23 protein-coding genes and 1 tRNA gene are annotated in these 26,525 nt (G+C 70.6%); 9 read left to right on the top strand and 15 right to left on the bottom strand.

From position 1 onward, the window contains the following. Window positions 1–60: 60 nt before the first annotated feature. Window positions 61–1,362 (bottom strand): YncE family protein, encoded by a 1,302-nt coding sequence (locus tag AC08OO_RS02685; protein WP_476618206.1) that lies wholly within the window; start codon window positions 1,360–1,362, stop codon window positions 61–63. Between the two features lie 99 nt (window positions 1,363–1,461). Next, on the bottom strand, window positions 1,462–4,170 hold the full coding sequence (locus AC08OO_RS02680; protein WP_476618205.1) for an AAA family ATPase: 2,709 nt from the start codon (window positions 4,168–4,170) through the stop codon (window positions 1,462–1,464). Between the two features lie 93 nt (window positions 4,171–4,263). Between AC08OO_RS02680 and AC08OO_RS02675 the strand changes: the two genes are divergently transcribed. Then, the gene (locus AC08OO_RS02675; protein WP_476608091.1) at window positions 4,264–4,434 is read left to right on the top strand and encodes a hypothetical protein; all 171 of its coding nucleotides are present in this window, start codon (window positions 4,264–4,266) and stop codon (window positions 4,432–4,434) included. Next, complete coding sequence (locus AC08OO_RS02670) at window positions 4,431–4,847, top strand: Dabb family protein (RefSeq protein ID WP_476608092.1); 417 nt, start codon at window positions 4,431–4,433, stop codon at window positions 4,845–4,847. The genes AC08OO_RS02675 and AC08OO_RS02670 overlap by 4 nt, the downstream gene beginning before the upstream one ends. A gap of 193 nt (window positions 4,848–5,040) precedes the next feature. Here the strand turns inward: AC08OO_RS02670 and AC08OO_RS02665 are convergent, their stop codons facing one another. Further along, window positions 5,041–5,847, bottom strand: a complete 807-nt coding sequence (locus AC08OO_RS02665) for an alpha/beta fold hydrolase (protein WP_476618204.1) — start codon at window positions 5,845–5,847, stop codon at window positions 5,041–5,043. An 87-nt stretch (window positions 5,848–5,934) separates the two neighbouring features. On the opposite strand from AC08OO_RS02665, the gene AC08OO_RS02660 reads away from it, so the two are divergent. Beyond that, a complete protein-coding gene (locus AC08OO_RS02660) occupies window positions 5,935–6,357 on the top strand; it encodes a MarR family winged helix-turn-helix transcriptional regulator (RefSeq protein ID WP_011437426.1) in 423 nt (140 codons plus the stop codon). Between the two features lie 87 nt (window positions 6,358–6,444). Here the strand turns inward: AC08OO_RS02660 and AC08OO_RS02655 are convergent, their stop codons facing one another. Beyond that, window positions 6,445–8,355, bottom strand: a complete 1,911-nt coding sequence (locus AC08OO_RS02655) for an acyl-CoA dehydrogenase family protein (protein WP_476618203.1) — start codon at window positions 8,353–8,355, stop codon at window positions 6,445–6,447. A gap of 471 nt (window positions 8,356–8,826) precedes the next feature. On the opposite strand from AC08OO_RS02655, the gene AC08OO_RS02650 reads away from it, so the two are divergent. After that, the gene (locus AC08OO_RS02650; protein WP_476618202.1) at window positions 8,827–9,651 is read left to right on the top strand and encodes a hypothetical protein; all 825 of its coding nucleotides are present in this window, start codon (window positions 8,827–8,829) and stop codon (window positions 9,649–9,651) included. A 267-nt stretch (window positions 9,652–9,918) separates the two neighbouring features. On the opposite strand, the gene AC08OO_RS02645 is transcribed toward AC08OO_RS02650, so the two are convergent. The 4 genes from AC08OO_RS02645 to AC08OO_RS02630 all read right to left on the bottom strand — a co-directional run bounded on the left by AC08OO_RS02645 (window position 9,919) and on the right by AC08OO_RS02630 (window position 12,391). Beyond that, window positions 9,919–10,767: a hypothetical protein gene (locus AC08OO_RS02645; protein ID WP_011437430.1), complete on the bottom strand. Its 849-nt coding sequence runs from the start codon at window positions 10,765–10,767 to the stop codon at window positions 9,919–9,921. A gap of 7 nt (window positions 10,768–10,774) precedes the next feature. Further along, on the bottom strand, window positions 10,775–11,665 hold the full coding sequence (locus AC08OO_RS02640) for a radical SAM/SPASM domain-containing protein (RefSeq protein WP_476618201.1): 891 nt from the start codon (window positions 11,663–11,665) through the stop codon (window positions 10,775–10,777). A gap of 54 nt (window positions 11,666–11,719) precedes the next feature. Beyond that, window positions 11,720–11,932 carry a DUF397 domain-containing protein gene (locus AC08OO_RS02635; protein ID WP_011437433.1) on the bottom strand — a complete coding sequence of 71 codons (213 nt, stop codon included), beginning with the start codon at window positions 11,930–11,932 and terminating at the stop codon, window positions 11,720–11,722. 195 nt (window positions 11,933–12,127) lie between these two features. Further along, window positions 12,128–12,391, bottom strand: a complete 264-nt coding sequence (locus AC08OO_RS02630; RefSeq protein ID WP_476618200.1) for a hypothetical protein — start codon at window positions 12,389–12,391, stop codon at window positions 12,128–12,130. A gap of 378 nt (window positions 12,392–12,769) precedes the next feature. Here AC08OO_RS02630 and AC08OO_RS02625 point away from each other — a divergent pair, with 378 nt between their 5' ends. Beyond that, window positions 12,770–14,101 (top strand): transcriptional regulator, encoded by a 1,332-nt coding sequence (locus AC08OO_RS02625; RefSeq protein ID WP_476618199.1) that lies wholly within the window; start codon window positions 12,770–12,772, stop codon window positions 14,099–14,101. Continuing rightward, window positions 14,101–14,685 (top strand): GNAT family N-acetyltransferase, encoded by a 585-nt coding sequence (locus tag AC08OO_RS02620; RefSeq protein ID WP_011437436.1) that lies wholly within the window; start codon window positions 14,101–14,103, stop codon window positions 14,683–14,685. The genes AC08OO_RS02625 and AC08OO_RS02620 overlap by 1 nt, the downstream gene beginning before the upstream one ends. A gap of 51 nt (window positions 14,686–14,736) precedes the next feature. On the opposite strand, the gene AC08OO_RS02615 is transcribed toward AC08OO_RS02620, so the two are convergent. From AC08OO_RS02615 to AC08OO_RS02605, 3 genes are all read right to left on the bottom strand, one after another. Beyond that, window positions 14,737–15,381 (bottom strand): tyrosine-type recombinase/integrase, encoded by a 645-nt coding sequence (locus tag AC08OO_RS02615; RefSeq protein WP_476618212.1) that lies wholly within the window; start codon window positions 15,379–15,381, stop codon window positions 14,737–14,739. A 424-nt stretch (window positions 15,382–15,805) separates the two neighbouring features. Further along, window positions 15,806–15,877 (bottom strand) — tRNA-Val (locus AC08OO_RS02610). 101 nt (window positions 15,878–15,978) lie between these two features. Further along, a complete protein-coding gene (locus AC08OO_RS02605; RefSeq protein WP_476607812.1) occupies window positions 15,979–16,437 on the bottom strand; it encodes a peroxiredoxin in 459 nt (152 codons plus the stop codon). A gap of 460 nt (window positions 16,438–16,897) precedes the next feature. Between AC08OO_RS02605 and AC08OO_RS02600 the strand changes: the two genes are divergently transcribed. Next, window positions 16,898–17,500, top strand: coding sequence for a DUF4234 domain-containing protein (locus tag AC08OO_RS02600; protein WP_476618198.1), 603 nt, complete (start codon window positions 16,898–16,900; stop codon window positions 17,498–17,500). A gap of 249 nt (window positions 17,501–17,749) precedes the next feature. Here AC08OO_RS02600 and AC08OO_RS02595 read toward each other — a convergent pair whose 3' ends face one another. Both AC08OO_RS02595 and AC08OO_RS02590 read right to left on the bottom strand, forming a co-directional pair. Beyond that, entirely contained in the window at window positions 17,750–18,187 is a 438-nt protein-coding gene (locus tag AC08OO_RS02595; protein ID WP_011437440.1) for a DUF3052 domain-containing protein, read from the bottom strand. Between the two features lie 219 nt (window positions 18,188–18,406). Then, entirely contained in the window at window positions 18,407–18,811 is a 405-nt protein-coding gene (locus AC08OO_RS02590; RefSeq protein WP_476618197.1) for a secondary thiamine-phosphate synthase enzyme YjbQ, read from the bottom strand. Between the two features lie 388 nt (window positions 18,812–19,199). Between AC08OO_RS02590 and aceE the strand changes: the two genes are divergently transcribed. Both aceE and AC08OO_RS02580 read left to right on the top strand, forming a co-directional pair. After that, entirely contained in the window at window positions 19,200–22,037 is a 2,838-nt protein-coding gene (gene aceE / locus AC08OO_RS02585) for a pyruvate dehydrogenase (acetyl-transferring), homodimeric type (RefSeq protein ID WP_476618196.1), read from the top strand. A 1,196-nt stretch (window positions 22,038–23,233) separates the two neighbouring features. Continuing rightward, entirely contained in the window at window positions 23,234–24,070 is an 837-nt protein-coding gene (locus tag AC08OO_RS02580; protein ID WP_476606559.1) for an alpha-amylase family protein, read from the top strand. A gap of 41 nt (window positions 24,071–24,111) precedes the next feature. Here the strand turns inward: AC08OO_RS02580 and AC08OO_RS02575 are convergent, their stop codons facing one another. Further along, the gene (locus AC08OO_RS02575) at window positions 24,112–25,713 is read right to left on the bottom strand and encodes a phosphatase PAP2 family protein (RefSeq protein WP_476618195.1); all 1,602 of its coding nucleotides are present in this window, start codon (window positions 25,711–25,713) and stop codon (window positions 24,112–24,114) included. Window positions 25,714–25,853: 140 nt separating this feature from the next. Beyond that, complete coding sequence (locus AC08OO_RS02570; protein ID WP_476618194.1) at window positions 25,854–26,192, bottom strand: DUF5999 family protein; 339 nt, start codon at window positions 26,190–26,192, stop codon at window positions 25,854–25,856. Between the last annotated feature and the right edge of the window lie 333 nt (window positions 26,193–26,525).

The raw sequence follows: 26,525 nt of genomic DNA, 5'->3' as shown, positions 1-26,525 counted from the left end.
CGTTTCAGTCAACCCGCTCGCTCCCGGCCCGGATGAGGGGGCCCCGAGCTCGTCCGACCCTCAGCGCATGATCCCAGTATGGCCGAGGGAGTAGCGACCGGGTTGCGGCCAGACCGCGAGACCGTGCGGCTCACGGCCGACGGGGATCCGAGCCAGCAGCCGGCCGGCCTTCGGCTCCGAACCTCCGGGCCCGCCGGTGTCGAACACGTACACGACGTTGCTGCGGCGGCCGGACAGCCACAGCCGCGAGCCGTTGGCATCGACGTTGCCCATGTCCGGGGTTCCCCCACCGGGGATCGGCCAGGTGGCCACGACGGTCCGGGTGGCGAAGGAGATGACCGAGACCGAGCCCTGGTCGCCGGAGTGCGGGAACGGCGGCTTCATGGAGTCCATGTGGCCACCCCGGTTGGCGACGTACAGGAATCGGCCGTCGCGGCTCGGGTAAAGGCCGTGGGTCTCCGGCCCGGTCCGGACGAAATCGACCCTGGTGAAGCGATCCCCGTCAACGAGGTGGACACCGTCGGCGTTCATGTCCGCCACGTACCAGATCCGACCGGCCGGATCGATCTTGATGTCCTGTGGAGCGGCGTCCCGGCCGAGGTCCAGATATCCGATGACCCGCTGACGCGGGATGTCGATCTTGACGAGTCGTCCCGCGAACTCGCAGGTGGCGATCGCATAGGAGCCGTCGACGGAGAAGTCGACGTGGTTGACGCCCGCGCAGGCCGTGCCCACGTCCAGGCTGTGCCGTAGGGCGAACGTGTGCGGATCACGGAAGTCGATGTGGTGGTTCGCCTCGGCGATGACCATCGCGTTGGCCCCGTCGGGAGTGAAGTACAGGTTGTACGGGTCCGCGACCGGTACCGCGGGCCCGGCGGGCCGACCGGTCCGCGGATCGATCGGTGACAGGCTGTTGCCGCGGTTGTTGTTCACCCACAGGGTCCGCAGGTCCCAGGAGGGGACCACGTGCTGCGGCTCGCGGCCGGCGGCGTAGGTGTCCACGACCCGCAGCGTGCGCTGGTCGATGACCGTGACGGTGCCGTCGCGCAGGTTCGGGACGTACACGAGAGGCGGATCGTCGCGGACCACCGGGCTCAGCATCCCGGCACGCGCGTGCGCGTACACGTCCACGACGCCGCCCTCGCCACGGGGCAGGGCAGAGTCGGCTCCCCGGCCCGGCGCGGGAACGGAACCCGGAGGGCGGGCGGCACCGGCCCCCGTAGCCTGGTCGCTCCTGACCCGGATCAGCCATACCACCAGCAGTGCGACCACCAGGGCCGCCAACCCGGCCAACATGATCAGACCACGCCGCCGGGACCTGGTCCCCGGCTGGCGGCGCTGCGCTGTCGACCCCTCCGGCATGCGGCCAGAGTAGAAGGCCTGAGCGGGCGAAGCCACGATCGACGGCGCGGCCGTCCAGCTCGACCCACCAGGACTCCGCGGTACGCGGCACGCTCACACTCATCTGGCGGTGGGGGTACGCAGTGCGGGCAGGTCCCGGAGCTGGCGACGGGACGTGATGCCGAGCTTGCGGAAGATATTGCGCAGGTGGGCGTCGACGGTGCGGGGGCTGATGAACAGCCGTGCCGCGACCTCCTTTGACGTGGCGCCCTCCGCGACCAGGCAGGCGATGTGGGTCTCCTGCGCGGTGAGGTCGTCGGTGGTGCCCGACGTGCGGCCGCGCACGTCGGCGCCGGCCGCACGCAGCTCGGCGGCGGCGCGGTCGGTGAAGGCCGCCATGCCGATGTCGGCGAACCGGTCGTAGGCGGTACGAAGCTGCCGGCGGGCGTCGCGTCGCCTGCCCTGGCGGCGCAGCCACTCGCCGTAGAGCAGGTGCGCCCTGGCCAGATACGGGGCGAGCGGGCTCCTCTCAAGGTGACCTATGGCCGCGGCGAAGTCGTCCTCGTCGCCGGTGACGAGTGCGCGGGCGTAGGCGCCGACGCCCAGCGCCCACGGTGTGCCGCTGCCCTCGGTGCGTTCGGTGAGCGATACCGAACCCGACCGGGCCACCTCGTGCTCGCCGCAGCGGACCGCGGCCTCGACCAGTTCCGGCAGGGCGATCGCGGCGACGAACAGGTCGCCGTGCCGGGTGGCCGCCTCGGCGGCGGCAAGTGCCGCCGGGTAGTCGGTGAGGCCGTTACTCAGGACGGCCGTTGCCCAGTCGGCGTTGGCGATCGTCTGCCCGGTGCCGCTCGCGGTCGCCTCGGCGGTGAAACCGTCGATCACCGCCCGCGCCTGCGCCTCCCGGCCACGCAAGGCGGCGAGGTGCAGCTGCGGATACGCCAGCGGCTCCACCCCGACCGCGTCCGCCACCGCCTCCTCCTCGGCGATCGCCGAGGTGGCGGCGGCGAAGTCACCGGTGTGCACCGCGCCGGCCGCCGCCATGCCAAGACCGAGGCGGAGCATGAGCGGCGACCCCGACTCGCGGGCGGAGGCCAGCACCCAGTCGGTGATCACGCCGTGTGCCTCGGCGTCCCAGAGCTCCACGGCGAGCATCCCGGCGAGCGCCGGTCGCCGTGTCCACTGTGGACGGGAGGCGAGGATCTCGCGGACCGGCCGCGCCGCCGCGTGGTGTCCTTCCGTCGCCAGCCGCAGCAGCGCGTCCAGGAGGTCCGGCGGGCCCGATGCCGGCGGCGCCGAGCGCGCTGCCTCGACGACCATGTCCATGACCCCGCTGGCCCGGCCGACGACCAGGGCCATCTCGACGGCGTCGAGAAAGCAGTCCCGCGACCACCGTGGGTCGGTCGCGGCAAGGCGCTGGGCCGCGCGCAGCATGAACGCCGGACCGTCGCCGTCGCGGTGGCGCACGAACGTGATCCGCCCGCGCATCAGCTCCACCCTGGCCAGCGCGACGGGGTCGGTCCCGTCCACCGTGACCGCGGTGAGCAGGCCGTCCGCCGCGTCGAGTGCACCGGAGTCGAGGTGAGCCTGCGCGGCCGCGAGTGTGCGTTCGGTGCGGCGCGCGGGGTCACGGGATAGGGCAGCGGCCCGCGCGAGGAACGCCGCGGCAGCCGCCACTCCCCCACGTGCCGCGGCACGGGTGGCGCAACGGTTCAGTTCCGCGGCGGTGTCCTCGTCGGGGCCGGCACCGGCCTGCGCGCGATGCCAGGCCCGCCGGTCGGGGTCCCGTTCCGGGTCCGTGACCTCGGTGAGCGCCTGGTGCGCGGCGTGGCGGTCCTCGACGGCGGCGGCCTGGTAGACCGCGGACCTGGCGAGCGGGTGGCAGAACCGCACGCGCGGGCCGAGCTCGACCAGCCCGGACGCCTCGGCGTGCGCGCCAGCCGCCGGGCCGACACCGAGTCGTTCGGCTGCGGCCCACAACAGGCCGGGGTCACCGGTCGGGTCGGCGCTAGCCACGGTCAGCAGCAATCGCACGTCCTCGGGCAGGGGCACGAGACGATCCTGGAAACTGCGTTCGACCCTGCTGGGCACCGAGGACGCGTCGGGCAGGGCAAAGCCGCCGGCGCCGGGCAGTTCGAGCAGCGCGAGCGGGTTGCCCCTGGCCTCGGCGAGCACGCGGTCCCGCACGGTCCCGTCCAGCGTGGCGCGGGTGTCCGCCAGCAGCCGGCGGGCGTCGTCGTCGGCCAGCCCGGTCACCTCGACGCTCGGTAGCTCGTCAAGTCCGTGCCGTGCGGCCAGCACCATCGCCACCGGTTCGGCCGCGATGCGCCGCGCAAGGAACGTCAGTATCCGTGTCGATGCGTCGTCGAGCCAGTGTGCCTCGTCGACGAGGCACAGCACCGGTTCCGACCCCGCCGCGGTGACCAGCAGTTCCAGGGCTGCCATGCCGATGCGGAACATTTCTGGTGTGCCGTCGGCGAGGCCGAACGCCGCCTCCAGTGCCGCGCGGTGTGGCGGGGGTAGTGCCGCGAGGTCGCCCAGGGCCGGGACGCACAGCTGGTGCAGTGCGGCGAACGGGAACTCGGTCTCAGACTGGGATCCGGTCGCCTCGATGACCCGCATCCCCTGCGCCGAGCGCCGCAGGTGGTCGAGCAGTGCGCTCTTGCCGATACCGGCCTCGCCGCGGAGCACCAGCACCCCGCCCTCGCCGTCCTTGGCGCCCGCGACCAGCGCCTCGAGCCTGCGGCGTTCCTCACCCCTGCCGACGAACGTCCGGACCGGTATCCCCACAACGGGAACAGTATGCGCGCCGATGTAGGTGGTTTTCACCGACGCGGGCGGTGCCGGACCAGTGCGAGCCTCGAGTCGAGCCACTACCCGACTCGACGGAGGGAGTCCGGTGTCCATGACCACGGGCCACCTGTGCGAGTCCCCGACGCGCGCCGCTCGGGCGACCGTGCTCGCGGCGGCGGCATCGAGGTCTCCGGCGTCGCCGGAGCCTTCACCTGGACCGGGATCGCGGCCCTCGCGGGCGCGATCGCCGCGGCGCTGCTGATCCGTTCACCCCATCAGGGAAAGGACGACACCCGATGATCTACCACACGGTCCGCATGACCCTTCGCCCCGACGCCCCGGCAGACAAGGTGGAGGAAGCGGTCGAGAGCTTGCGCAACCAAGGTCGTGTCATCCCGTCGGTGACCTCGTTCGTGGTCGGCCGCGACGTCGGCGGCGAGTTCGAGTGGGGCGCGACCTATGTCATCGAGGACCTCGACGGATACTGGGAGTACCTCAAGCACCCCGCCCACCGGCATACCGACGAGATCGGGCTCCCGTTGGTCGGCACGTTCGTGTCGTTCGACGTCACCGACCACAAGGACCCGGAGATCGCCGAGAAGATCGCCGCCCTGCACAAGCGTCGCTACGAGGAGGACCCCGCCCTCGCGAAGCTGGTATCCGGTCTTGCCTCCTACACCGGCAGCAGTGCTCCCGGCACGCACGCCTACTGACCGCTCCGACGAATCGAGACACCGTGGCCCGCCGAGCCCCTGACGTCCAACACCGAACCTGTGGACACCGAACCTGTGGACTACGTGCGGTTCGCACCCCTGGAACGGTTGCTGGTGACTCCTCCGCCGGCTAAAGCCGGCGGCTTCTCAAGCCGCCGGAGCATGGATGGTTCTCCCTTGTTCAGCTGGGATGTCAGTAACTGCCCACGTCGAGCAGTGCACCAAGCAGTTCCCCGGGCGTCTCGACCTGCGGCAGGTGGCCGGACCGGGGCAGCAGCGTGAACGTCGACAGTGGGATCGCGGCGGCATAGGCCCTGCCGTATTCCGGGTCAACGATGCCGTCACTTTCGCCCCACAGAACGTGGGCTGGGATGTCGAGACCACCCAGCCGCTCGGCGAGCGTCGGGTCCGACATGACCGGGCCCGTGTACCCGACCAGCGCTCGCACATCCGGGCTCGGCCCGGCATCGCCAGTACCCGGCGAAGCAGGCATCTTGCTCGGGTCATGGAAGGAGAACGACCGGATCTCAGTAGGCGAGAGACCGCGGACATCGAGCATCGGATGGCCGTCGACGTCAATACCAATACCGTCGATGATCACCACGCCGCTGACCCGGGGGCTCTGCTGCAAGGCGATCTCGGCAGCGAGCCACCCACCGAAGGAGTTGCCGACGACGGTCACATCCGTGAGGTCGAGTTGCTCGATCATCGCTACATACATCCGGGCGAGCTCGATGACTCCCGTCAGCGCTTCGGCCTTCGGCGTACCGCCGAAGCCGGGGTGAGTGGGCAGCAGTACCCGGGAGTGGGTGCGCTCGGCGAGCAGATCGGCGAAGCCGGTCATGGTGACCGTGCCACCTCCACCGTGCAGGAGCAGAAACGGCCGGGTGCGGTCGCGGTCCTGGACGGTGATCTCGACCGCTCCCGCGGAGCCGACCTGGAGCGTGTGGGTGTGGGTGTGGGTGGGCCGGAGGGAGCCGGCCATGATCGGAGTACTCATGATTCCTCTCTTATTGACAGGAATATAAGCAACCTTATATCAGCTTCATGATACAAGCAACCTTACTCGACACGCTAGGCTCAGGTCGTGAGATACCGCACCGCGGACGTCGCCTTGTCCGTCAAACGCCTGCAGTACCGCCATCACCGCGCGCTGAGCCGCGCGCTGGCACCATTGGGACTCTCACTCGCGCAGTGGGACACCCTGCGTCACCTGCACCGGCACCCGGACGCATCGCTGCACGACCTCGCAGTGCTGACGTTCCAAACCGACCAGTCCTTCGGCTCCCTGGCGGCCCGGATGGCCGCCCGCGGGCTGATCGAGCGGGTTCCGGGGCCGGGCCGTGCCGTGCGACACCGGCTCACCGAGGAGGGCGCGCGGCTGCGCGCGGCCGGCCAGGACGCCGTGGACGCCGTCTTCGATTCCTCGTTCCGCGCCCTGTCGGCCGACCAACTCGACCAGCTGGGCGCGCTCCTGGACGCGGCCCTCGGGCCCGACCCGACCGCGTAGTGGAAGGCCGGCCCAAGCCCTCTGGTACCGCGCCGCCCCTCTGGTACCGCGCCGCCTGCCCGGCATGATCACGCGAGGCGCACATGCTCAGCCCGCGGCGAGCAGGTCGACGGCCGGTCGAGTCGGGACCGCCCGCTGCCGCTCCGCGGCGAGGAACGGCCCTTCGCCGCTCGGGTCCATCACGCCGGACTCGGCCCAGCTGAAGCGGCCCGCAAGCACCTCCTGCGCCGCCGTGTAGTTGCGGGCGTCGTCGTTGCGCCACAGCGCCGCGAAGGACGCCTCGACCCGGCGTCGCGCCTGCCGGCAGAACAGGTCGGCCAGGTCGGTCGCGGTCGGCTCGCCCTCCTCGTCGAGCATCCGGGCCCGCACGACCGCCGCGCTGATGGCGAACAGTTCGGCGCCGATGTCGACGAGACGCCCGAGGAACGCCTGCTTCTTCTCCAGCCCGCCCTGCCAGCGAGCCATCCCGTAGAAGGTCGACCGGGCGAGCTTGCGCGCCGAGCGCTCCACGAAGCGCAGGTGCGTGCTGAGCCGGCCGAATTCGAGGAACGAGCGCGGCGACGTCCCACTGCCGACGGCGAGGCCGGGCAGCCAGCGGCCGTAGAAGGCAGCCGCCCGTCCGGCGCTGCGGGCCTTCGCCGCGACCGGCGCGTCCGGGGAAATGATGTCGCCGGCCACCGCGAGGTGGGTGTCCACCGCCTCCCGCGCGATGAGCAACCGCATGATCTCGGTGGAGCCTTCGAAGATCCGATTGATGCGCAGATCGCGTAGCATCTGCTCGGCCGGTACCGGTCGTTCCCCCCGGTTGGCCAGGGACTGGGCGGTCTCGTACCCGCGGCCGCCGCGGATCTGGACCAGCTCATCGGCGATCAGCCAGGCCATCTCGCTGGCATACAGCTTGGCCAGGGCAGCCTCGATCCGGATGTCCCCGCGTCCCTCATCGGCCATCAGGCCGGACAGCTCCAGCACCGCCTCCAGCCCGAACGTGGTGGCGGCCGTGAACGCGATCTTCTGGGCGATGGCGTCGTGCTGGCCGATAGGCCGGCCCCACTGGACGCGGTCCCGCGACCATTCCCGGGCGATGCGCAGCGCGTACTTGGCACCGCCCACGCAGGTCGCCGGCAGGGCGAGGCGGCCGGTGTTCAGCGTCGTCAGGGCAATCTTGAGCCCATCGCCTTCCCGCCCGAGGCGGTCCGCGGCCGGGACCCGGACCCGCTCGAAGCTGGTCACCCCGTTCTCGATGCCGCGCAGACCCATGAACTCGTTGCGGTGCTCCACCTTCACGCCGGGTGCGTGGGCGTCGACGATGAAACACGTGATGCCACCGCGATGACCGGCCGAGCGCGGGACGACCGCCATGACCACCAGCCGATCGGCGATCACACCGTTGGTGGTCCACAGCTTGCGGCCGCTCAGCTCGTAGGCGGCGCCGCCCTCGACCGGCACCGCCTGGCTGCTCATCCGGGCCGGGTCGCTGCCCACGTCGGGCTCGGTCAGCAGGAACGCGCTGATCTCCTCGCGGGCCACCTTCGGCAGATACGTCCGCTTCTGCTCCTCGGTACCGAACCCCAGGACCGGCTCGGCCACGCCGATCGACTGGTGCGCCGAGAGCAGCGTGGGCAGGCTCGAATGCCACGAGCTGGACAGTTCAAGCGCCCGGTTGTAGTACACGGTGGTCAACCCGAGTCCGCCGTACTCCTCGGGGATCTTCATGCCGAGGGCGCCTATCCGCCGCAGCCCGTCGATCACCTGCCCAGGTAGCCGCCCGTCCCGCTCGATCTGCAACGGGTCCACCGTCTCCCGCAGGAACGACTCGAGCTGGGCCAGGAACGCCTCCCCCCGCCGCCGGTCGCCCTCCTTCGGCCGTGGGTGCGGGGAGATCAGATCGAGCCGGAGATGACCGAGGAAAAGCTCCTTGCCAAACGAGGGAAGCCGCCACTCGGCCTCCCGGGCCGCCTCGGCGACCCTGCGCGCCTCCCGTTCTCCCACCTGCGCCATGTCTCGCCTCCCCGTCCGTGAGCGGTATCCCGCCCGCCAGCGGTATGCAGTCCCTGCCTACCCGTACTCCTACCCGCACCGCGCCCATCCGCACGAGCTGGGTGAGCCCCACCGAGCGGTGTAGATCGGGGCTGCTGGACCCCCATCCCCAACACGATCATCAGCCACCCAACGCTGAGCGGGTACGCGCGGATGATCCTGATCTGGCTTCTCTCCCACACACCCGAGTACTTGGCCACCGTCAACGCGGACGCTGTCAAGCGCGAGTTCCGGGGCTGGGGTCGGCGGGTCGTTGCCGCCGCTCTCAAGGAGCTTGAATCCTCCGGGCATCTCGTTCGGAGACGGGTTCCGGGTCCGGGTGGTCGGGTGATCTGGGCTCCGTTGGCGGTCCGGGCCATGCCAGAGAGTGGTGATGCGAACACGCCAGCGGAACTACCGGTTTCGGATGGTCCGTCAGCGGAACGTCCGTATGTGGATAACCCCAACCACAGGACAGAAACCACCCCGCCCGACCCGATCGAGGCCAGCTCCACCACAGGCAGCAAGGGATGCGGGGAGTCAGCTCCCGCCGTACCCGCCGGTGCCGACCTGGTCCAGACGCTGATCGACCTGGTCCGTGAGGTGACCGGGCAGACGATCGACCACCCCCTTGCCGGCAAGGGGGTGGCGATGGTCCTGCGGGCGAAGGACGGCACACCGCGGCCTGTGTCGGATCCGGTGGCCTACCTGCGGACAGCGGTCGAGACGGCGCCCACACGGTTCCTGGAGACGTTCGTCCCGCCGCGTGCGGGCAGCGCCCACAGCCGGCTGCGGCGCGGCTTCGACCCGAACGCGACGATCCACGAGCCGCGTGGCATGACCGGCCTGGACATCGACCCTGCTACGGGGTGGCCGGTCGACATGAACCCGGGTGGACGCCCGCTGCGCCGGAAGGAGACCGCCCGCGCCTTCGAGGCCGAGCAGGCCCGGGTCACAGCGTCCGGTCCGGCCGGTGACCCGTCGAAGCTGGTATGCCTCACCCACCCGACGGCCACGTTCCACCCGGACGGGACGTGCCCGGAATGCCGCCCAGCAGCCACGCACACCGCCGAACCGGGATGGACGGCGTGGATGTCTGCGCCCACGCCCCGTACGGCCAGCACGGGCCTGCCTCCGTGGTGTGGCTCCTGTGGTGGGGACGCCGGTCACTCCCCGGCCGTCATGCAGGCCAACCCGTCGTACCGGACGGACACCGCCCGGCCCCGCGGCATCCCGTGCCCCCGGTGCCACCCGGATGGGATCCGGGCCAGCGCGTGAACGGGCATCGGACGCCCCTCGGGCCGGTCACTGGCGCTGGCGTGGTCTCGGCGTGCGCCGGCCCGACGCGGGTCACCAGCGACCGGTCCGTGTAGGCGTCGGCGAGCTGACCCCGGCGCAGCATCCATGCTCCGCCGTCACGTTCCCACCAGGACGGCACGAGCAGATGCCGCGGGGTGTCGGCGATCTGCTCGTGCCAGCGGGAGCCGGGATGCGTCACCTGGCCGGCCAGGGCGCGGGCATGAGCCCGCCACTGTTCCGGCGCCATCAGGACAGGATCTCCGCGGCGACCCGGTGGAGGGCGGGGCAGAGCCCGACCTCGTCCCGGTAGTGGGTGAAGTCGGAGAGGATGTCGGCGGCGTTGACGAGGATCGCGTACCGGCCGGACGGGCTCGACAACACGTCCGCGAACGTGGTGTAGATCCGGGAGGCAACGTCAGGGACGGCCAGGGCGGTGCAGTACAGCCGGGCCGCGCCGTAGCCGGCGACGTTGGTGCCCCAGTGCTCCCAGTCCAGGATCATCAGGTTCGGGACGGTGACGTTGCCCCAGTGCAGGTCGAGATGTTCGGTGCTGCCCCACCCTGGCACGGCATCGGCCGGTGCAGGACGACCGAACACGGCGTGCAGCAGGTTGGTGTACCGGTCGATCCGGTTTCCCCAGATCTCCCGCCCGGTCGGCTGCCGGGAGAGCGCGTCCAACGATGCACGCAGGTCCGCCAGCCACGCCGAGGACAGGTCGAGCGGCCGCCCCAGGTACTGATCCCCGGGTGTGGCGGGCGGGTCCGGCACGTAGGTCATCAGCTCGGCGCAGACCGGCACCGGCACAGGGTCGGGGTGGGTCCATTCGGCGCTGTCGAGCAGCGTCGGTTTACAGATCCCGGTCAGGGGCCCGGCGTCGCGGGTACCGTGCCACGGCTCCACGTCCATGGCGTCTTCGAGGAACGGGGCGACCCGCAGCCACGCCGTCTCTCCGCGGTGGGTGACCGGCCCGCCGATGACGTTCCCGGACGCGCTGAGGGCCGGCGCGCCCTGCGGCTGCACCCCGAGCTGTGCAGCGCCGTCACGCCAGACCGACCCCATCCAGGCGTCGTCGACCCGGACCGGCACCCACCTCATCGCCTGCTCACTTCCCCTTCGGCTGGCAGTTCGATCCCTTGTTACCGGTATCGGACGGGGTGCAGGACGGGGCGCACGACGACGCCGGGGCGCACTTCGGGTTCGGTTTGCACGCCATCGGCACTCCGACATGCCGGCGGGCCTGGTCGAGCGCCTCGACCTGGGCGCCGAACGCCTCCCCGGCCAGGATCGCGCCGAGCCCGGTCCGCCGGACGTTGCCCGCGACCGCATGGCGGGTGAACACACACGGAGACACCGTGCCATCCGGCAGAACCGCGGCAGTGCCGTGCCCGCAGCCCCCGCACGTGTCGGCCACGTCGACGCCGGCCGGCGCGGCACGACCGAATCCGCGGGCCTGGTCGCGGCCGGTGTCGGTGACCCCGAGGGCGACCAGGTCGGCGTGTGCGGCGTCGATGTCCGCACCCGCACCGGTGTCGATCAGGCCGACACGCAGCGGTACCGAGCGGCGGACCGCTTCGGCGATGTTCGCGCGGGTCCGGGCATGCGAGCCCGGCCGGCCCGTGACCGTCTCATGGCCGGCTGGGTCGGCCGCGTAGTAGCTGGTCGCCAGCCGCACCCCGGGCAGGGTGAAGACCTTCCACAGGGCGGCCGTGACGTGCAGCAGGTTCGTGTAGATCTCCACCTGTAGTCCGGCGGCCAGCGCATGGCCGACCAGGCCGGCCAGGCCGGGGTGCAGCGTCGGTTCCCCTCCGATCAGCTGCACCATCCCCACACCGAGCTCGGCCGCGGCGTCGATCACCGCACGCCAGTCGGCCGCACTCATCGTCCCGTGGTCCCCGAGCGGCGACGAGTCCGCGTAGCAGTGGCCGCATGCGAGCTGGCACCGGCCGGTGATCTCCAGCCATAAGAACGTCGGGGCCTCAGCAACAACAGTCATGATCGTGCTCCCTCGCGTTGAGGTTTACCTCCGGGCGGCTACCCGGCGGCGCGATCAGAGGTCGTCGTACTCGCCGCGTTTCACCGCGGCGACGAGATCGGCCCACGCCTGCGGCGTGATCCTTATCGGGGGGCCGAGGGACGAGCGGATCAGGACCCGGTGCTCCCCGCGGGCTACCTCGACCACGTCGACCGCGTTCCGGTTCATCCGTGACGGGCGGCGCCACGGCGATGTCACGTCGGCCGGGGCCAAGCTGGACGGCTGCACGGGACGGGTCCTCTCATGGTGGGGCCCGCCTGCCGCGGCGGAGCGGGTCGGCGCCGGGGCAGACGGGGAACGTGGGGCCCTCCACCCGCAGGCCGGAATCCGGGACGCCTGTATCCGACAGGCGCCCCACCTCGGGTGGAAGGGCCGTGCGGGAGGAGACCGCCAGGTTTGTGGACGACGAGGCGGCCCCTCGTCTCAGGGGCCGGGCAGTCCGGCGGGGATCGCCGGCCGGGACGGCACCGACACCCAGCGCAGAATGTCCGGGTGTCGCGCGGCGTAGTCGTCGGCCGCGTCCAGCGAGGGGAAGCCGAGGACAGTCTCTACCGGGTCGTCGTCGTGGTCGAGGACGACCACCGTCCACAGCCGGTCGCCCTCGGGGTCGACTGGTGCCCGGCGAGCCTCAGCGACCCTGACCCCACGGACGACCCGGGTTCGCAGCGGCCCGTCCGGGTCAGCCACCGCAGCATCCCACACGGCCTGCGGTGTCCGGGTGGGGAGGGGCGGGAGGGGGCCGCCGCTCGCGTCTGCGGCTGGCCCTCCTCCCGCCCCGGCCACGGGGCCCTGCCCGGCCAGGGAACGCCCCGCGGCGGTGAGGGGCAGGCCAAGGCGGACCCGGTGGCAGGCGGAGGGCATCCGGCCGGCGGACCCGCCTGGCGCCCGCATGGGGGAAGTCACGATGCGCTCCTCTGCTGGTCCGGGAAGGTGGCCGGCGTGTGTCCCGCCGCGCACGACCCATCACACAGCGCGTGACACCTCGATGGGAGGGTGAGATCTTCTGTCCCATGGGTGGGAAAAAATGTCTCACCCATGGCGCACCGACGGCCGAGGGGAAACGTCGTGCACGCTGATGGGGTCGAGGCACTGAAGGCGCAGTTGGCCGAACGGTTCTGCCAGCTCCAGGCCGAGAAGGGCCTTACAGGCACTGAGCTGGAGAAACGCACCACCCACAACCGGAAGAACGCCTCCGCCATCCGCAACCGCGGCCGGCTCCCGACCCGCGACATCCTCCAGGCGTACGACCAGGTGTTCGGCACCCGCAGCGAGCTAACCGACCTCGGTGAACGAATCCGCGCGGCGCAGAAGGCGGTACGGCTGACCGAGTTGACCGCCGCGGCGGGGGTAGATATCCCCGAGCCGCAGGCCGCAGAGTCGGAAGGGGCCGCAGAGTCGGAAGGGGAGGTGAGGGGGACGGACAGGCGAACGTTCTTCGAGCTCACCGCGGCCCTTGCAGCTGACACCTATCGGCGGCGCGCGCGGCTCGGTCCTGATGCGCTGACCCTCGCCAGCCTTGATGGGGCGGTGGACCGTCACGCAGCCGCCTTCACGAGCACGCCTCACGACGCGCTCGCGCCCGAGGTGTTCAGGACCTGGCAGTCTGCGGAGAAGCACATCGAATCCGGGGTCAAGCCACGCGCACACGCGAAGTTGACCCGTGTGGCTGGGTTGTCCGCTTACATGCTCGCCCGGCTTGCCTTCAACATGGGCGACCAGGACGCATCCCAGCAACTCGTGATCCAAGCCCGGGACCACGCCGAACAGATCGATGACGATGTGCTGACGGCGTCTGTTGCCGCGATGGACTCCACTCTGTGCTTCTACAGGCAGCAGTACGACGAGGCGGCGAAGATCGTCCGTAAGGCTGGGGCAGTCGCGGATCACCCCTACACCCGGGCCCGCCTGTTCGCCTACGAGGCCCGCGCCTACGCCGCGTTCGGCGACCCGACGGCCACGCGGGAGGCGCTCGCACGCATGGATGCGGCCGTCATCGAGACACAACCACGGCCGGGGAGTTCCCCGTTCGGCCGAGCGAACGCCGACTGGTTCACCGCCGGGCTGCTCGCCCGGCTGGGTGCTGGTACGGAGGCCGAGCCGCTCGCGCGTCAGGCTGTTGAGGCGTTCGATAGCGGCCGGGCCACAGGCTTCGAGGACCACGGCCATGCCCTTATGGTCCTGGCGACTACTCTGCTTCGCCGTGAGCGTCCGGACCCGGCGGAAGCCGCGATGCTTGGCAGCCGCGCATTGGAGCTGGTAGCGGACCGGCCTACGCACACCGTCGTTACGCGCGCAGGCCACCTCGTCAACGATCTCTCCGGGTACGGCTCGGTGCCGGAGGTGACCTCTTTCCGGGAACAGCTCACTACCGCCCCGCGTCCCGCTTTGATGGGCTGATGACGTTGGAACTGGCCGAGCCCACGCCCCAGGTCTACGTGCCGACCGTGACAACCCGCCGGCTGAGCCTCAGCGGCTGGACAGCCGTGGACATCCCGGCGTACACGGCGATGGCAGCCCACCCGGATATGAGCGCGTACACCGGTTCACCGGCAGACGAGGGCGCGGTCTGGCGAATGTTCGCTTTCCAGGTGGGGCACTGGGCGTTGCAGGGGTTCGGGATGTGGCTCGCGCATGACCGGACGACCGGCGAGTTCGTGGGCCGGGTGGGGCTGTACGAGGAGTACGGCTGGCCCGGCACCGAGGTGGCCTGGACCATCCGCCGGGAACGGTGGGGCGAGGGCCTCGCTACCGAAGGCGGCGCTGCGGCCCTGGAGTATGCCTTCGAGGTGTTGGCCCGGGAGCGGCTGATCAGCATCATCCACCCGGAGAACGCGGCCTCGATCCGTGTCGCGGAGAAGCTCGGCCTCGCTCTGGCCGAAGGTCCGGTAGACCGGGGCGGGAGACCCCGGAACATCTACGCGATCACCCGCCACGACTGGGCCGCTCGCCGGCAGGCCAGCGCCCCCGCCGACACAGGCTGAGCGGCCGAACCGGGAGGCCGCATGTGATCGTATGGGTGGCCATAAGATCACTCAGAACACCCGCGGTCGGCCCGCCTTCCCTCGCTGCGAAAGAAGTGCGAAGGAACTGCGAAAGAACCCCCGGGTGGCCGATGTTGACCTTCGCGGAGCCGGGAAGGTCAACATCCACGGTCGGCGCACACAGACCGGACCGCCTCCGTGGCCTGGCGGAGCGTGTCGAACAGGCTTTACGCGGCCGGGTCCTCCGCCTCGCCGCGGCCGCCAGCCCGAAGCCGCACTTCGAGGTGCATCCGGACGGCGCTGTACCGACGGTCCCCCTCCGGGGACGACACCCTGATCACATCCATGACCTCGGCGAGCACGGTCGCCGCCTTCGAGCCGAATCTTCATGCCGCCCATTCTCCGTGCGTGGTGTGCCGGCCCGGCCTCCCGGGGTCGCTGGCCCGTCCCGAACGGGACGGCACGGGCCCGGCGGCCCTTCGCCACGATGTGGATCACGTCCTGGGTGAAGTCGACGTCTTCGACGGTGAGGTTCGCGATCTCGGCGCGACGTGCACCGGTGTCCATGAACAGGCGGATGATCGCCTCGTCGCGGCGGGACACCAGGTCCCGGCCGGCACAGCCGGCGAGCAAAGTCCGGATCTGATCGTCGGTGAGAACGGGCACCGGCTGTTCGGGGACGACGGGCGGGCGCATCCGGTCGAGCGGCGACCGGTCGAGATCCTCTTCCTCGGCGAGCCACTGGCCGAACTGCTGCAACGCCCGGAAGACGAGGGACACGGTTGCCGGGGCGTGGGTGGCCGCGTAGCCCGCCAGGAAGGCTTCGGCGTGGGAGCGTTCCAACTCGGCCGGGCCAGCCGGGCCGTCGTTCACGGCGAGGTGGCGGCCAAGCACGCCGCGCTCACCCGTCTCGACGATCATCTGATCGGCGGCTGAGATGCCCCACTCCCCCCGACGGCGGCCCGGCAGGCGGCTACACCGGTTGCTACAAACGGCCGGATTTCCCGGCCCCAGAGGCCCCAGAGGCGCCCCGTCGGGGGGTCGGGGGGTCGTCTCCCGACTAGCATCGCGGCTGCTGGCGCAGTTGATCGCAGATCAACAAGCATGCGGAACCAGCCCGTGGGCGCGGCAGGGATCGAACCTGCGACCACTCGCTTGTAAGGCGAGCGCTCTCCCGCTGAGCTACGCGCCCGGGAGATGACGAGGTCGACTAAGACTACGCAGCGGCGAGCCCCGGCGGGAGCCGGCCCTCCACGACTCCCCAGACGCAGGCCGACTCCCGCAAGGACGATCTTAGAGGATGGCGAGCGCCTTGAGGTACTCGGCCTGGTCCCGCGCGTCGGGGATGTTGTTGACGACCTTCCAGCGGACAACACCCTCCTTGTCGATGACGAAGGTGCCCCGCAGGGAGATGCCCCGCTCCGCGTTGAAGACGCCGTACGCGCTCGCGACGGCGCCGTGCGGCCAGAAGTCGGCGAGCAGCGGGAACTCGTAGCCCTGCTGGTCGGCCCAGACCTTGTGGGCGAACGGCGAGTCGACCGACACGGCCAGCACCTGGACGTCGTCGTTCTGGAACGAAGCGAGATCGTCCCGCACGGAGCACAGCTCGCCCTGGCAGACGCCGGTGAAGGTCAACGGGTAGAACAACAGGACCACGTTGCGCTTACCCTGGAACGCGGACAGCGTGACAACCTCGTTGTTCTGGTCCTTCAGCGAGAAGTCCGGGGCGACGGAGCCAACCTCGACGGCCATGGGCTCTTCCTCTCCACAACGGTGGGGAACTGATCAGGGACCGGTGACCACAACGGGTGATCACTACGGCGGCGGGCCCCGCGCCAGATCCGGCGAAGGTACTCACCGATCGGCATGGATGTCCCGATCCAGCATGCCATTGCCGGCTACCTCGAAGCTGGCCACCCATCCGCGGCGTGCCCTACACGACCTTCCGGATCTCCGCCGTATCGCCTGGAACCGCACCCGACCTGGACGTTCACGCGCGTGCTCGGCAATCAGATCACGGTGATCAGATCGGGGCGAAGGGTGTCCTTCCCGGTCCGGTGACCCCGATGCGGCGGGTGTGCGGGTTTTCGAGGCCAGAGTGCCCTAGTCTGGCCGATCGACGCGGGAGCCGCACCCGCCGGACATGCGTGGGGGCATGGTGCCGTGCCCCGCGGCCGCCACTGGTATGGACACCGATGAGGACAGGGCCACGTTGACCGATCAGAGTTCCACCCCGCACGGATACCCCGCCCGGGAACCCCACCCGATCGACGGGCCGGGCACATCCACCGGCGGATTTCCGATCTATGCGTTTCGTGAGTCTCTGACAGACCATGAACCGCAGCAAGGCTACCCCGCCACCCCCGACTACGGGACACCGGGCCTGGCCGGACCACCTGGTTCCCCCGACACGTTCCAGGGGTCCGGCCTACTCGGGAGGAGGCGCAACCCCTTCGCGGTGTGGCTGGGCCTTCCTCTGATCACCCTGGGTGTCTACCCGTTCGTCTGGATCTACCGGACGAACAAGGAACTCGCCGAGTATGACCGGCGCATCGCGGTGAACCCGACGCTGTCGCTGCTGGCCTTCCTGATCGGCTGGGTAATCATCGTCCCGCCGTTCGTCGCGGCTTGGCGACTCGGCACCCGCGTCCGCGACGCCCAGCGTGCGGCCGGGGTAGCCGAGACGAATCCGGTCCTGGCCTTCGCTCTCTTCCTCATCGGCGGCGGCGCGCTGGTCCTGCAGTTCGGAATCAACCGCATCTGGGACCGCTACCCCGGGGCGGTCGAGGGCCAGCAGGTGCCGCTCTACCGGTGACCGCCCTACCGGTGACCGCCCGCCGCCCGGCCCACCTGGAGCGCCGCCCACGGCGGCGAGAGGCGCCCATACACCCCACGTACGTCCCGGAGGCACGCGAGCACGGCGGTGCGCGCCCGCCTCGACCCGGACCCCGAAACCGGGGGAACCGGACCGAACCGACCAGGCCCGGCCGAACCGGACCGACCAGGCCGAACCGGACCGGACCGAACCGACCAGGCCCAGCTGGGCCGGACCGGGCACCCTGGGTCAGCGGTGACGCACCCGCTGCGACTTCGGCGCCGCCAGCCGCTGGCCGGACCACTCCTGGGCGACGCTCAACGTGCTGGTCTGGACGAGACCCGCGGTGGGCACCGCGTCCAGCACGTCACTCGGCTCGACATGGCCGGCACGCCCGGCCTTGGGCGTCAGCAGCCAGATCACGCCGTCGTCGGACAGCTGCCGCCGTGCGTCGATGAGGGCGTTCGCCAGGTCCCCGTCATCCTCCCGCCACCACAGCAGGACGATGTCGACGACGTCGTCGGAGTCCTCGGGGACAAGCTCGGTCCCGCTGGCGCTCGTGACGGCGTCCAGCAGGTCCTGGGCGATGTCGTCGTCCTCGTTGAGCGACTGCACCTGGGTCCCGGCGGAGACTCCCAGCCGCTCCGCTCGGCGCTGACCCTCGGCGTTCGCCGCGGTCGGACTCACCCTCCACTACCTCCTGCTCGTATGTCGACGCTCCGCGTAGCCGCGAGGGCGTCCCGTCTCGGTGGACGCATCCAATGATGATCCTCATCGATCGGTGCGCCTCGACCTAGTCCACCGGACCTTCCGGTGACTGCGCAAGTGCCACGCCGTCGGTTGTGGACAGGCGACGGCGTGGTCAGCCTGATGTGACTCCCCGCCAGTACCCCGGAGAGAGCGGAATCATCCCGCCAGGAACGACAGCCGGACCGTTCGATCGGGGTTGTCCACGTTGAGGTCCACCAGCGCAATGGACTGCCAGACCCCGAGCGCGAGGCGGCCGTCGATCACCGGGACCGTCAACGAGGGCGGGATGATGGCCGGCATCACATGTGAGCGGCCGTGACCGAGCGTTCCATGTGCGTGGCGCCATCTGCCGTCGGCGGGGAGCAGATCCGCGAGCGCCGCGAGCAGGTCGGCATCACTACCGGAGCCCAACTCGAGGATGGCCACGCCGGCCGTGGCATGCGGCACGAAGACCGACAGCAACCCACCACCGGAACCGGCAAGGAACCGCCGCGCATCGGGCGTGAGATCCACCACACTTTCTCGCCGGCCGGTGCGCACGGACAGCATCGTCGTCTTCATCCGGGTCTCCATCAGGGTGATTGTCCACCACGGCGGGGCCCGGCATCGGCCGCACTACGGACGACATGCCAACAACGCACCGCACATCGCCCAGGTCCCGACCCGGAAGTAACCAAGACGTACGTGACGAGGCAGCTGCGATAGAGCACGATGGTCCATGACAGGCCCGTTCTCCGGGTGACCCCCCTCGGCCACCGAGGGTCGGCCGATCACCCAGAGCACAGGCGTCGTATGGGATGAGCGAGCGGCCGGGATGCGGCGGCGCATTGATCATGCATGTTTCCACCCCGGTACGTTGCAAAAGTGACCACTGGGCCGACGATCATACGATCAGGACCTTTTCGCATGGTCTCGACGGCCCCGGGAAGCTCGAGGAGCAGGAGAAGGCGTGGCGCAGGACACACCCCGGAAGTTCTCGGTCATCACCGATGGGCTACCGAGTCAGCTGCCGGATATCGATCCCTCCGAGACCAGCGAGTGGCTGGAGTCGCTCGACGCCGTCATCGAGGAGTCCGGCCGCGGCCGGGCCCGCTTCCTCATGTTGAAGCTCCTCGAACGGGCCCGGGAGAAGGCGGTCGGTGTTCCCGGTCTCACCAGCACCGACTACATCAACACCATCAGCCCGGAGCGGGAGCCCTGGTTCCCCGGCAACGAGCACATCGAACGCCGCATCCGGGCCTATATCCGGTGGAACGCGGCCATCATGGTGAGCCGCGCCAACCGCCCCGCGTTCAATGTCGGCGGTCACATCGCGACCTACGCCTCAAGCGCGAGCCTCTACGAGGTGGGCTTCAACCATTTCTTCCGCGGCAAGGACCATCTCAGTTCCTCGCCGGGAAGTGCCTCGGGTGACCAGATCTTTATTCAGGGTCACGCGTCCCCGGGCATCTACGCCCGCGCCTTCCTGGAAGGCCGGCTGACGGAGAAGCAGCTCGACGCCTTCCGGCGCGAGGGCGAGTCGGGCGGCCTGTCGTCCTACCCTCACCCTCGGCTCATGCCTGATTTCTGGGAGTTCCCCACGGTTTCGATGGGGCTCGGGCCGATCGGCGCCATCTACCAGGCCCGGTTCAACCGCTACCTGCTCAACCGCCAGATCAAGGACACCTCGGGCAGCCGCGTATGGGCGTTCCTCGGCGACGGCGAGATGGACGAGCCGGAGTCAATCGGCGCGCTGGGCGTGGCCGCCCGCGAGGAGCTCGACAACCTCATCTTCGTGGTCAACTGCAACCTGCAGCGCCTCGACGGCCCGGTCCGCGGCAACGGCAAGATCATGCAGGAGCTGGAGTCGCTGTTCCGGGGCGCCGGCTGGAACGTCATCAAGGTGGTCTGGGGCCGCGACTGGGACCCGCTGCTGGCCAAGGACACCGACGGCGTGCTGGTAAACCGCATGAACACCACGCCGGACGGGCAGTTCCAGACCTACTCGACGTCGTCGGGCGAATACATCCGGGAGCACTTCTTCGGCTCGGACGCCCGGCTGCGCCGGATGGTCGCGGACCTCTCCGACGACGATCTGCGCAAGCTCTCCCGCGGTGGCCACGACTACCGTAAGCTCTACGCGGCCTACAAGGCTGCGACCGAGCACGCGGGCCAGCCCACGGTCATCCTCGCGCACACCATCAAGGGCTGGACCCTGGGCAAGGACTTCGAGGCCCGCAACGCCACCCACCAGATGAAGAAGCTGACCAAGAGCGAGCTCAAGGAGTTCCGCGACCGGCTCTATCTGGAGATCCCGGACTCGGCTCTGTCGGGTGACCTGCCGCCCTACTGCCACCCGGGGCCGGACTCCGAGGAAATCGCGTACATGCGGGAACGCCGGGCCGCGCTCGGTGGGTCGATCCCGCGTCGGGTCGTGCGGGCCAAGCCGCTCCCCCAACCGCCAGCGAAGATCTTCGACGAACTCCGGAAGGGCTCCGGCAAACAGCCCGTCGCCACGACGATGGCCTTCGTCCGGCTGCTGAAGGACCTCATGAAGACCAAGGAGATGGGCGCGCGCTTCGTGCCGGTCATCCCCGACGAGGCCCGCACCTTCGGCATGGACGCGATGTTCCCGACGGCGAAGATCTACTCGCCGCACGGGCAGCGCTACGAGGCCGTCGACCGCGAACTGCTGCTGTCCTACCAGGAGTCCGAGACCGGTCAGATGCTGCACGAGGGCATCAGCGAGGCCGGGTCGATGGGCTCGGTGATCGCCGCTGGCACGGCGTACGCCACCCACGCGCAGCACATGATCCCAATCTACGTCTTCTACTCGATGTTCGGCTTCCAGCGCACCGGCGACCAGATGTGGGCGCTCGGCGACCAGCTCGGCCGCGGGTTCCTGCTCGGGGCGACCGCCGGTCGGACCACTCTCAACGGCGAGGGCCTGCAGCACCAGGACGGCCACTCCCTGCTCCTGGCGTCGACTAACCCGGCCTGCGTGGCCTACGACCCCGCCTTCGCCTTCGAGCTGACACACATCGTCCGGGACGCGCTCGACCGAATGTACGGCGAGCGGGACGACAACGTCTTCTACTACCTCACTGTCTACAACGAGCCGGTGCCGCAGCCTGCCGAGCCCGCGGGTCTCGACCCGGCGCAGATCATCTCCGGGATGTACCGGTTCCGCTCGGCCGAGGACCTGGCCGGCGGGCTTCCGGCGGCGGGGGCCGGCGTGGGCTCCCCGCCGCGGGCGCAACTGCTGGCCAGCGGGACTTCCATCCACTGGGCGCTGGCGGCGCAGGAGATCCTTGCCGCCGACTTCGGGGTCGCCGCCGACCTGTGGTCGGTGACCTCGTGGAACGAGCTTCGGCGGGATGCGCTCGACTGCGACCGCGCCAACCTGCTCAACCCCGAGGCCGACGACGCCGTGCCGTACGTGACCCGTACCCTCGAAGGGGCCGCCGGCCCGGTCGTGGCGGTCTCCGACTGGATGCGCGCGGTGCCCGACCAGATCTCCCGGTGGGTTCCGCAGCCGTTCACCTCGCTGGGCACCGACGGGTACGGCCGTTCCGACACTCGGGCCGCCCTGCGCCGGCACTTCAAGGTCGACGCCGAGTCGATCGTCGTCGCGACCCTGGAAGCCCTCGTCCGGGCCGGTGAGGTCAAGGCCACCACGGTCGGGGACGCGATCAGGCGATTCGGGCTGCGTGCCGACGAGGCCGGCCTGGACGGGCCCGAGGCGATCGTGGCCGGCATCAGGATCGTGGCCGGCGTCGAGCAGGACGAGCGGCCGATCTCGGGCTGACCGACCCACCCAGGCCCCGGACCAGTCAGGCCCCGGACTGCCCGGCCCCCGGGATTGCCCGGATTGCCCAGGCCTTCGGGCCATCCGGGACCTCCCCGGCGCCGACGGAGCCACCTGCGGGCTCCCCGGCGCCGGGGCCCGAGGTCACGGTGCCGGGCCGGACCCCTGCGTGGCCCACCCGGCGCGGAGCCCGGGTGGCTGGGTCCGGAAAGTGGGGCCCGGAAGGTGGGGCCCGCGCGATGGAGCCCACCACACCGCACCCGCCGGACCGGATCCCACGGCACCGGAGCCGCCGGGCCGTCCGGCCCCACCGTGCCCGCATCACCGCCTCCAGACCGACCCATCCGGCCCATCCGGCCCACCGCGTTCGGGCCATCGCCTCCAGGCCCGCCCATCCGGCCCATCCGGCCCACCGCATGCGGATCGGTACCTCCGGGCCACCCCGGCCGGGCAGCGGGCCGCGCACCGAACCCCTTGGCGTCCAATCTCAGCCCCGCGACCTCGGGTTTCATTCTCCGGGCCCACCGCGTTGACCCCCTGCATCCGGGCGCGCCCGGTTCCGGCGGGCCCGACCCGGACCCCCGGAGGAGTTACCCAACGCATCGGCACTGTCCGTGATGAACTCCACCGCGCTCGGCTTCATCGGAGTCCACCGCCGTCCCCGATCCGGTTATGCCCCGGGTCTTTCGCGGTACCCCGTGTTCCACTTGATGACGCGTTGAGTTCCGCATCGCCGCCGCGGACACTAGTCTCTCGAGGGTGATGTCCAAAGGTTGGTCACGCGGCGTTACCAGCTGTGAAACCGCCGGCGGCGAAGCCCTCCGGCACGTGCTCCCGGCCCCCGTCAGTGTCGGAGAGCAACGAAAACCCGCCTGCCGATCACCGCACGGCCACGTCGCGGTCCGGTACGGTCAGGCATCTGTCAGGTCGCTGTCAGGTCAATTGTCAGGTCAATTGTCAGGTCAATCAGGAGCCGGCCGGCCAGCCGATAACCAGCCGACCAGCCGGCGCGCGACTGCGGGTCATGACGAGGCCCGCGCGGCGTCTGCTGTGACGGTCGAGGAGGACGAGGTGAATGGTGTGGCGACGACCACCGCACCCGCGGCGGCATCACCTGAACCGCGGACGGGCGGGAGCGCGGTGAGCCCACGGCGGTCCCAGTGCGGCGTCGCAAGCCGCGTGGACGGGACGGCGGCATGATCCTGCGGGCCCGTCGCATCGAGCGGCTGGAGGAACATCCCAACCTCCGCGGCATTCTCGGCATCCTCGCCCAACTCGTCCACACCACCGACACGGAGCTCGTCTCGCTCGCCGGCGCCTGGCGCAACTCGGGGTACCTCGCCGCTGCCCGGGACAAGGCGCTCTCCCCCGACTCTCCATTGATCGTCGAGGTGCTGGCCGCCTTCGACGCGTTGAGCGCGATCTACGCCGACGACCTCACCGGCGCGGAGTACGTCACCGTCGAACCGACGATCGCCGCCACGGCTCTGCGCGCGATGCGCGACGCGGTCGCCGCCTCCTACTCCCGGCCCATCCTCGGCCGCGCGGAGTATGCGGCACTGATGCGCCCGTGGCGCACGGTCTACCCCCGCGCGCGCTCGCACGAACCCGACCTCGGCCCGGCCGCGGCGGACGTGAAGCGGGTTCTCGCGGCACTCCCGGTCCTCGCCGGGCGCTGCCACGATCCGGACAGCCTCGAGGTCTTCGACGGCCTGCTGGTGTCCGCACTCACCCGCGACGACTCCGCGCATCAGATGGCGATGGACGCCGCCTTCGCGAGCGCCGTGGTGACCGGGCGTCGCCGGGTGTGGACCCTGGTCCGGCGCAGCGCCGCCGAGGGTTTCTGGCGGTTGTGCCCGTACTGCCGCGGCCATCGGGGCACCGATTCGAGCGAGGACCGGCGGGTCATGGAGCTGTGCGCCGACCTGGCCTGCGCGCTGCTCGTCGAGGATCTCCTCGACACCGACCAGTTCACCCGGCTGACCAGCCCGCTGCACACGCTCATCCCGTTGCAGCACCGTCGCGGTCGCTGACGCCGCCGCGGTCCGCCCGGCTGCCGGTCCACCGGCCCGGCTCAGCCGGATGCGCCGGGCCGCCGCGGCCGGTAGACGATCAGTCGGGCTCCGCCCGGAGTGATGACGATGTGTTCCACTCCCTCCGTGACCTCGCCGTCACAGGCGAACGGCAGCGGGCCGGGCTGACGGGATGAGATCGTGACCCGTTCGACCGTGTGTTGTTCGTACACCCGGCTGCGCCCGAGACGGCCGGTCAGCACCGCCCCCACCAGCCGGAGCCGGGCAAGCGACGCTGCGGCGTCGACCACCCGCAGGTCCAGCAGCCCTTCGTCGAGGCGGGTGCGGTAGGTGGGGGCGAACCCGTCGGGCTGGTAGATCCCGTTGCCGACGAAGATCAGCCAGACCCGGCGGTACTCGGAGTCGATCTCGATCTCGAACGGCGTTTCGTGGCGCAGCACCCAGCTCAGCGCGATGAGCATCGCCGGCCACTTGCCGATGCGGCGCTCGAACCGCGCACGGATGGCGACCATGTCCGGGTAACCGCCGAGGCTCGCGGTGTTCACGAAGATGCGGGAGAACCGACTGAACGCCGCGCCGATGCCCTCGGCCCGGCCGATGTCGACGGCGACCGCCGAACCCTCCCGTATCGCCTGCACCGAGTCACCCGCCCCGGCGAGTCCGACGTCCGCGGCGAAGTGGTTGAGCGTGCCCGCGGGGAAGACCGCCAGCGGCACGCCGTGCGCCAGCGCGGTCTGGGCGGCCGCGTTGATGGTGCCGTCGCCGCCGGCGACGCCCAGCACACGGGACCGCGCCGCCGCGGACCTCAGCACGGTTCTTACGTCGCCGCCCGCGTCGACCTCGACGACCCGGGCCCTGGGCAGATCGGCCCGCAGCACGGCGAGCAGGTCCGTGTGGTTACCCGGACCGGAACGGGCGTTCACCACCACGGTGAGGCCGTCGCCGTCGGGCAGGGCGGGCGCCCACGCCGACGCGGGGCTGGCCCGGGCGGGGGCCCACGGCCGGCGCGGCATCACCTTCGTCGTCGCCAGGCCCGCCCCTATCCCCAGCAGCACGCCGGCGGCCACGTCCCCGGGATAGTGCACCCCGACGTACACCCGGGAGAACGCCACCGCGGCTGCGAGCACGGCCACCGGCACCGCCGCGCCGGGTGCGTCCAACGCGACTCCGGTGGCGAAGGCGGCTGCCGACGCCGCGTGCCCAGAGGGGAACGAGAACGTCGTGAGATCCTCGCGAAGCCGCCGCAGCGGGGGAATCATGTGAGTCGGTGGGCGGTCCCGGCGGAACACCACCTTCATCGGCCCGTTGGCGAGAACGCTCGCGACTCCCAGGGCGAGCAGGCCACGGACGGCCGCCGGGCGACGGCGTCCCTTCGTCGCACCGAGCGCCCCGGCCACCCCCCACCAGAGCAGACCATGATCGGCAGCGTGGGACAGCCGCGGCAGCGCCGGGTCGAGCAGCGGTCTGCCGCCGGCCAGCGCCGCGAACAGCGACCGGTCCGCACTGGTGAAGGCGTGCAGGAACGTCCGGCCCAGCGCGGTGTCACGGCGCATGAGGATCCGGACGCGCCGACCGACCCGGTTCTCCACGGGCCAGCGGGGAGCGGTCCCGTTTCCCGGCCTCGTCACCGACCTTGACGCCACGCCGGCACCGTACCCGTAACGGGGACACCCAGATCAACTGGGATGAACTTCACATCCTCCCGAACCCCGCGGAAGGAGCGAGCAGAAGGAGCTCGCTGTCAGGCCGCGACCGTCAGGCCGCGACCGTCAGAACGCGACCGTCAGAACGCGACCGGGGCCTGGCTCGCCCATCTCGGAGCCGGCGGCCGTGCCACGCCCCCGGGCCGGGGCAGCGCCCGTCGTGGCTCGACGGTGCGACCTGTCGGCAGGATCTCGCCGGTGTCCTCGAACAGAATCACCCCGTTACACAGCAGGATCCAGCCCTGGTCCCAATGCTGGCTGGCCACCCGGGCGGCGTCGCGATCCGCACTGTCCGCCGTGGGGCAGGGCGGACAGTGCGGGCAACCACGTCGCCGGGGCGCGGCTGCGCGTGAGGCGTCAGCGGGCAGGGGAACTGAGGACGGCTCGGGCGAGGAGGGCTCCGGGTCGTCGGTGGGCACCGGGGACGCCGATGCCGGGTCTGAAACGCGAACAGCTTGCACGAGCACCAGACGTTACGCCTCTCCGTAAGAAGCGTCACACCGAGGCGCGTGTGAAGGGGCCGACGTGTCTGCGACCCTGACCCGCAAGTCAGCGTGGGCAACGGCCGTGACCAGCGCGGATGCGAAACGCGGCACATCGGGAACCAGCCGGACGGACCACGGGGTGTCTACAGCGAGATACTGGTAACAGGACCGGACCATCGGATCGGTAGGTTACGGGGCGGTGGCCGAGCGGTTCCGCCATCCTGACCGCAACAATGACGTGGGCCGGTTCCGCTGATGCGCCCACCT

This window comes from Frankia sp. CeCAU1 (assembly GCF_977971845.1).
Note: the sequence above shows the minus strand (reverse complement) of the source record. Positions and strands in the feature narration are given on the sequence as shown.

Bases quoted from the DNA above. Each gene is read 5' to 3' on its own strand.
- AC08OO_RS02670 (WP_476608092.1), top strand. From the start codon at position 4,431: ATGATCTACCACACGGTCCGCATGACCCTTCGCCCCGACGCCCCGGCA.
- AC08OO_RS02605 (WP_476607812.1), bottom strand. From the start codon at position 16,437: ATGGCCGTCGAGGTTGGCTCCGTCGCCCCGGACTTCTCGCTGAAGGAC.
- AC08OO_RS02580 (WP_476606559.1), top strand. From the start codon at position 23,234: ATGATCCTGCGGGCCCGTCGCATCGAGCGGCTGGAGGAACATCCCAAC.
- AC08OO_RS02640 (WP_476618201.1), bottom strand. From the start codon at position 11,665: ATGACTGTTGTTGCTGAGGCCCCGACGTTCTTATGGCTGGAGATCACC.
- AC08OO_RS02685 (WP_476618206.1), bottom strand. From the start codon at position 1,362: ATGCCGGAGGGGTCGACAGCGCAGCGCCGCCAGCCGGGGACCAGGTCC.
- AC08OO_RS02590 (WP_476618197.1), bottom strand. From the start codon at position 18,811: ATGAAGACGACGATGCTGTCCGTGCGCACCGGCCGGCGAGAAAGTGTG.
- AC08OO_RS02645 (WP_011437430.1), bottom strand. From the start codon at position 10,767: ATGAGGTGGGTGCCGGTCCGGGTCGACGACGCCTGGATGGGGTCGGTC.
- AC08OO_RS02665 (WP_476618204.1), bottom strand. From the start codon at position 5,847: ATGAGTACTCCGATCATGGCCGGCTCCCTCCGGCCCACCCACACCCAC.
- AC08OO_RS02615 (WP_476618212.1), bottom strand. From the start codon at position 15,381: ATGCGCCCGCCCGTCGTCCCCGAACAGCCGGTGCCCGTTCTCACCGAC.
- AC08OO_RS02655 (WP_476618203.1), bottom strand. From the start codon at position 8,355: ATGGCGCAGGTGGGAGAACGGGAGGCGCGCAGGGTCGCCGAGGCGGCC.
- AC08OO_RS02620 (WP_011437436.1), top strand. From the start codon at position 14,101: ATGACGTTGGAACTGGCCGAGCCCACGCCCCAGGTCTACGTGCCGACC.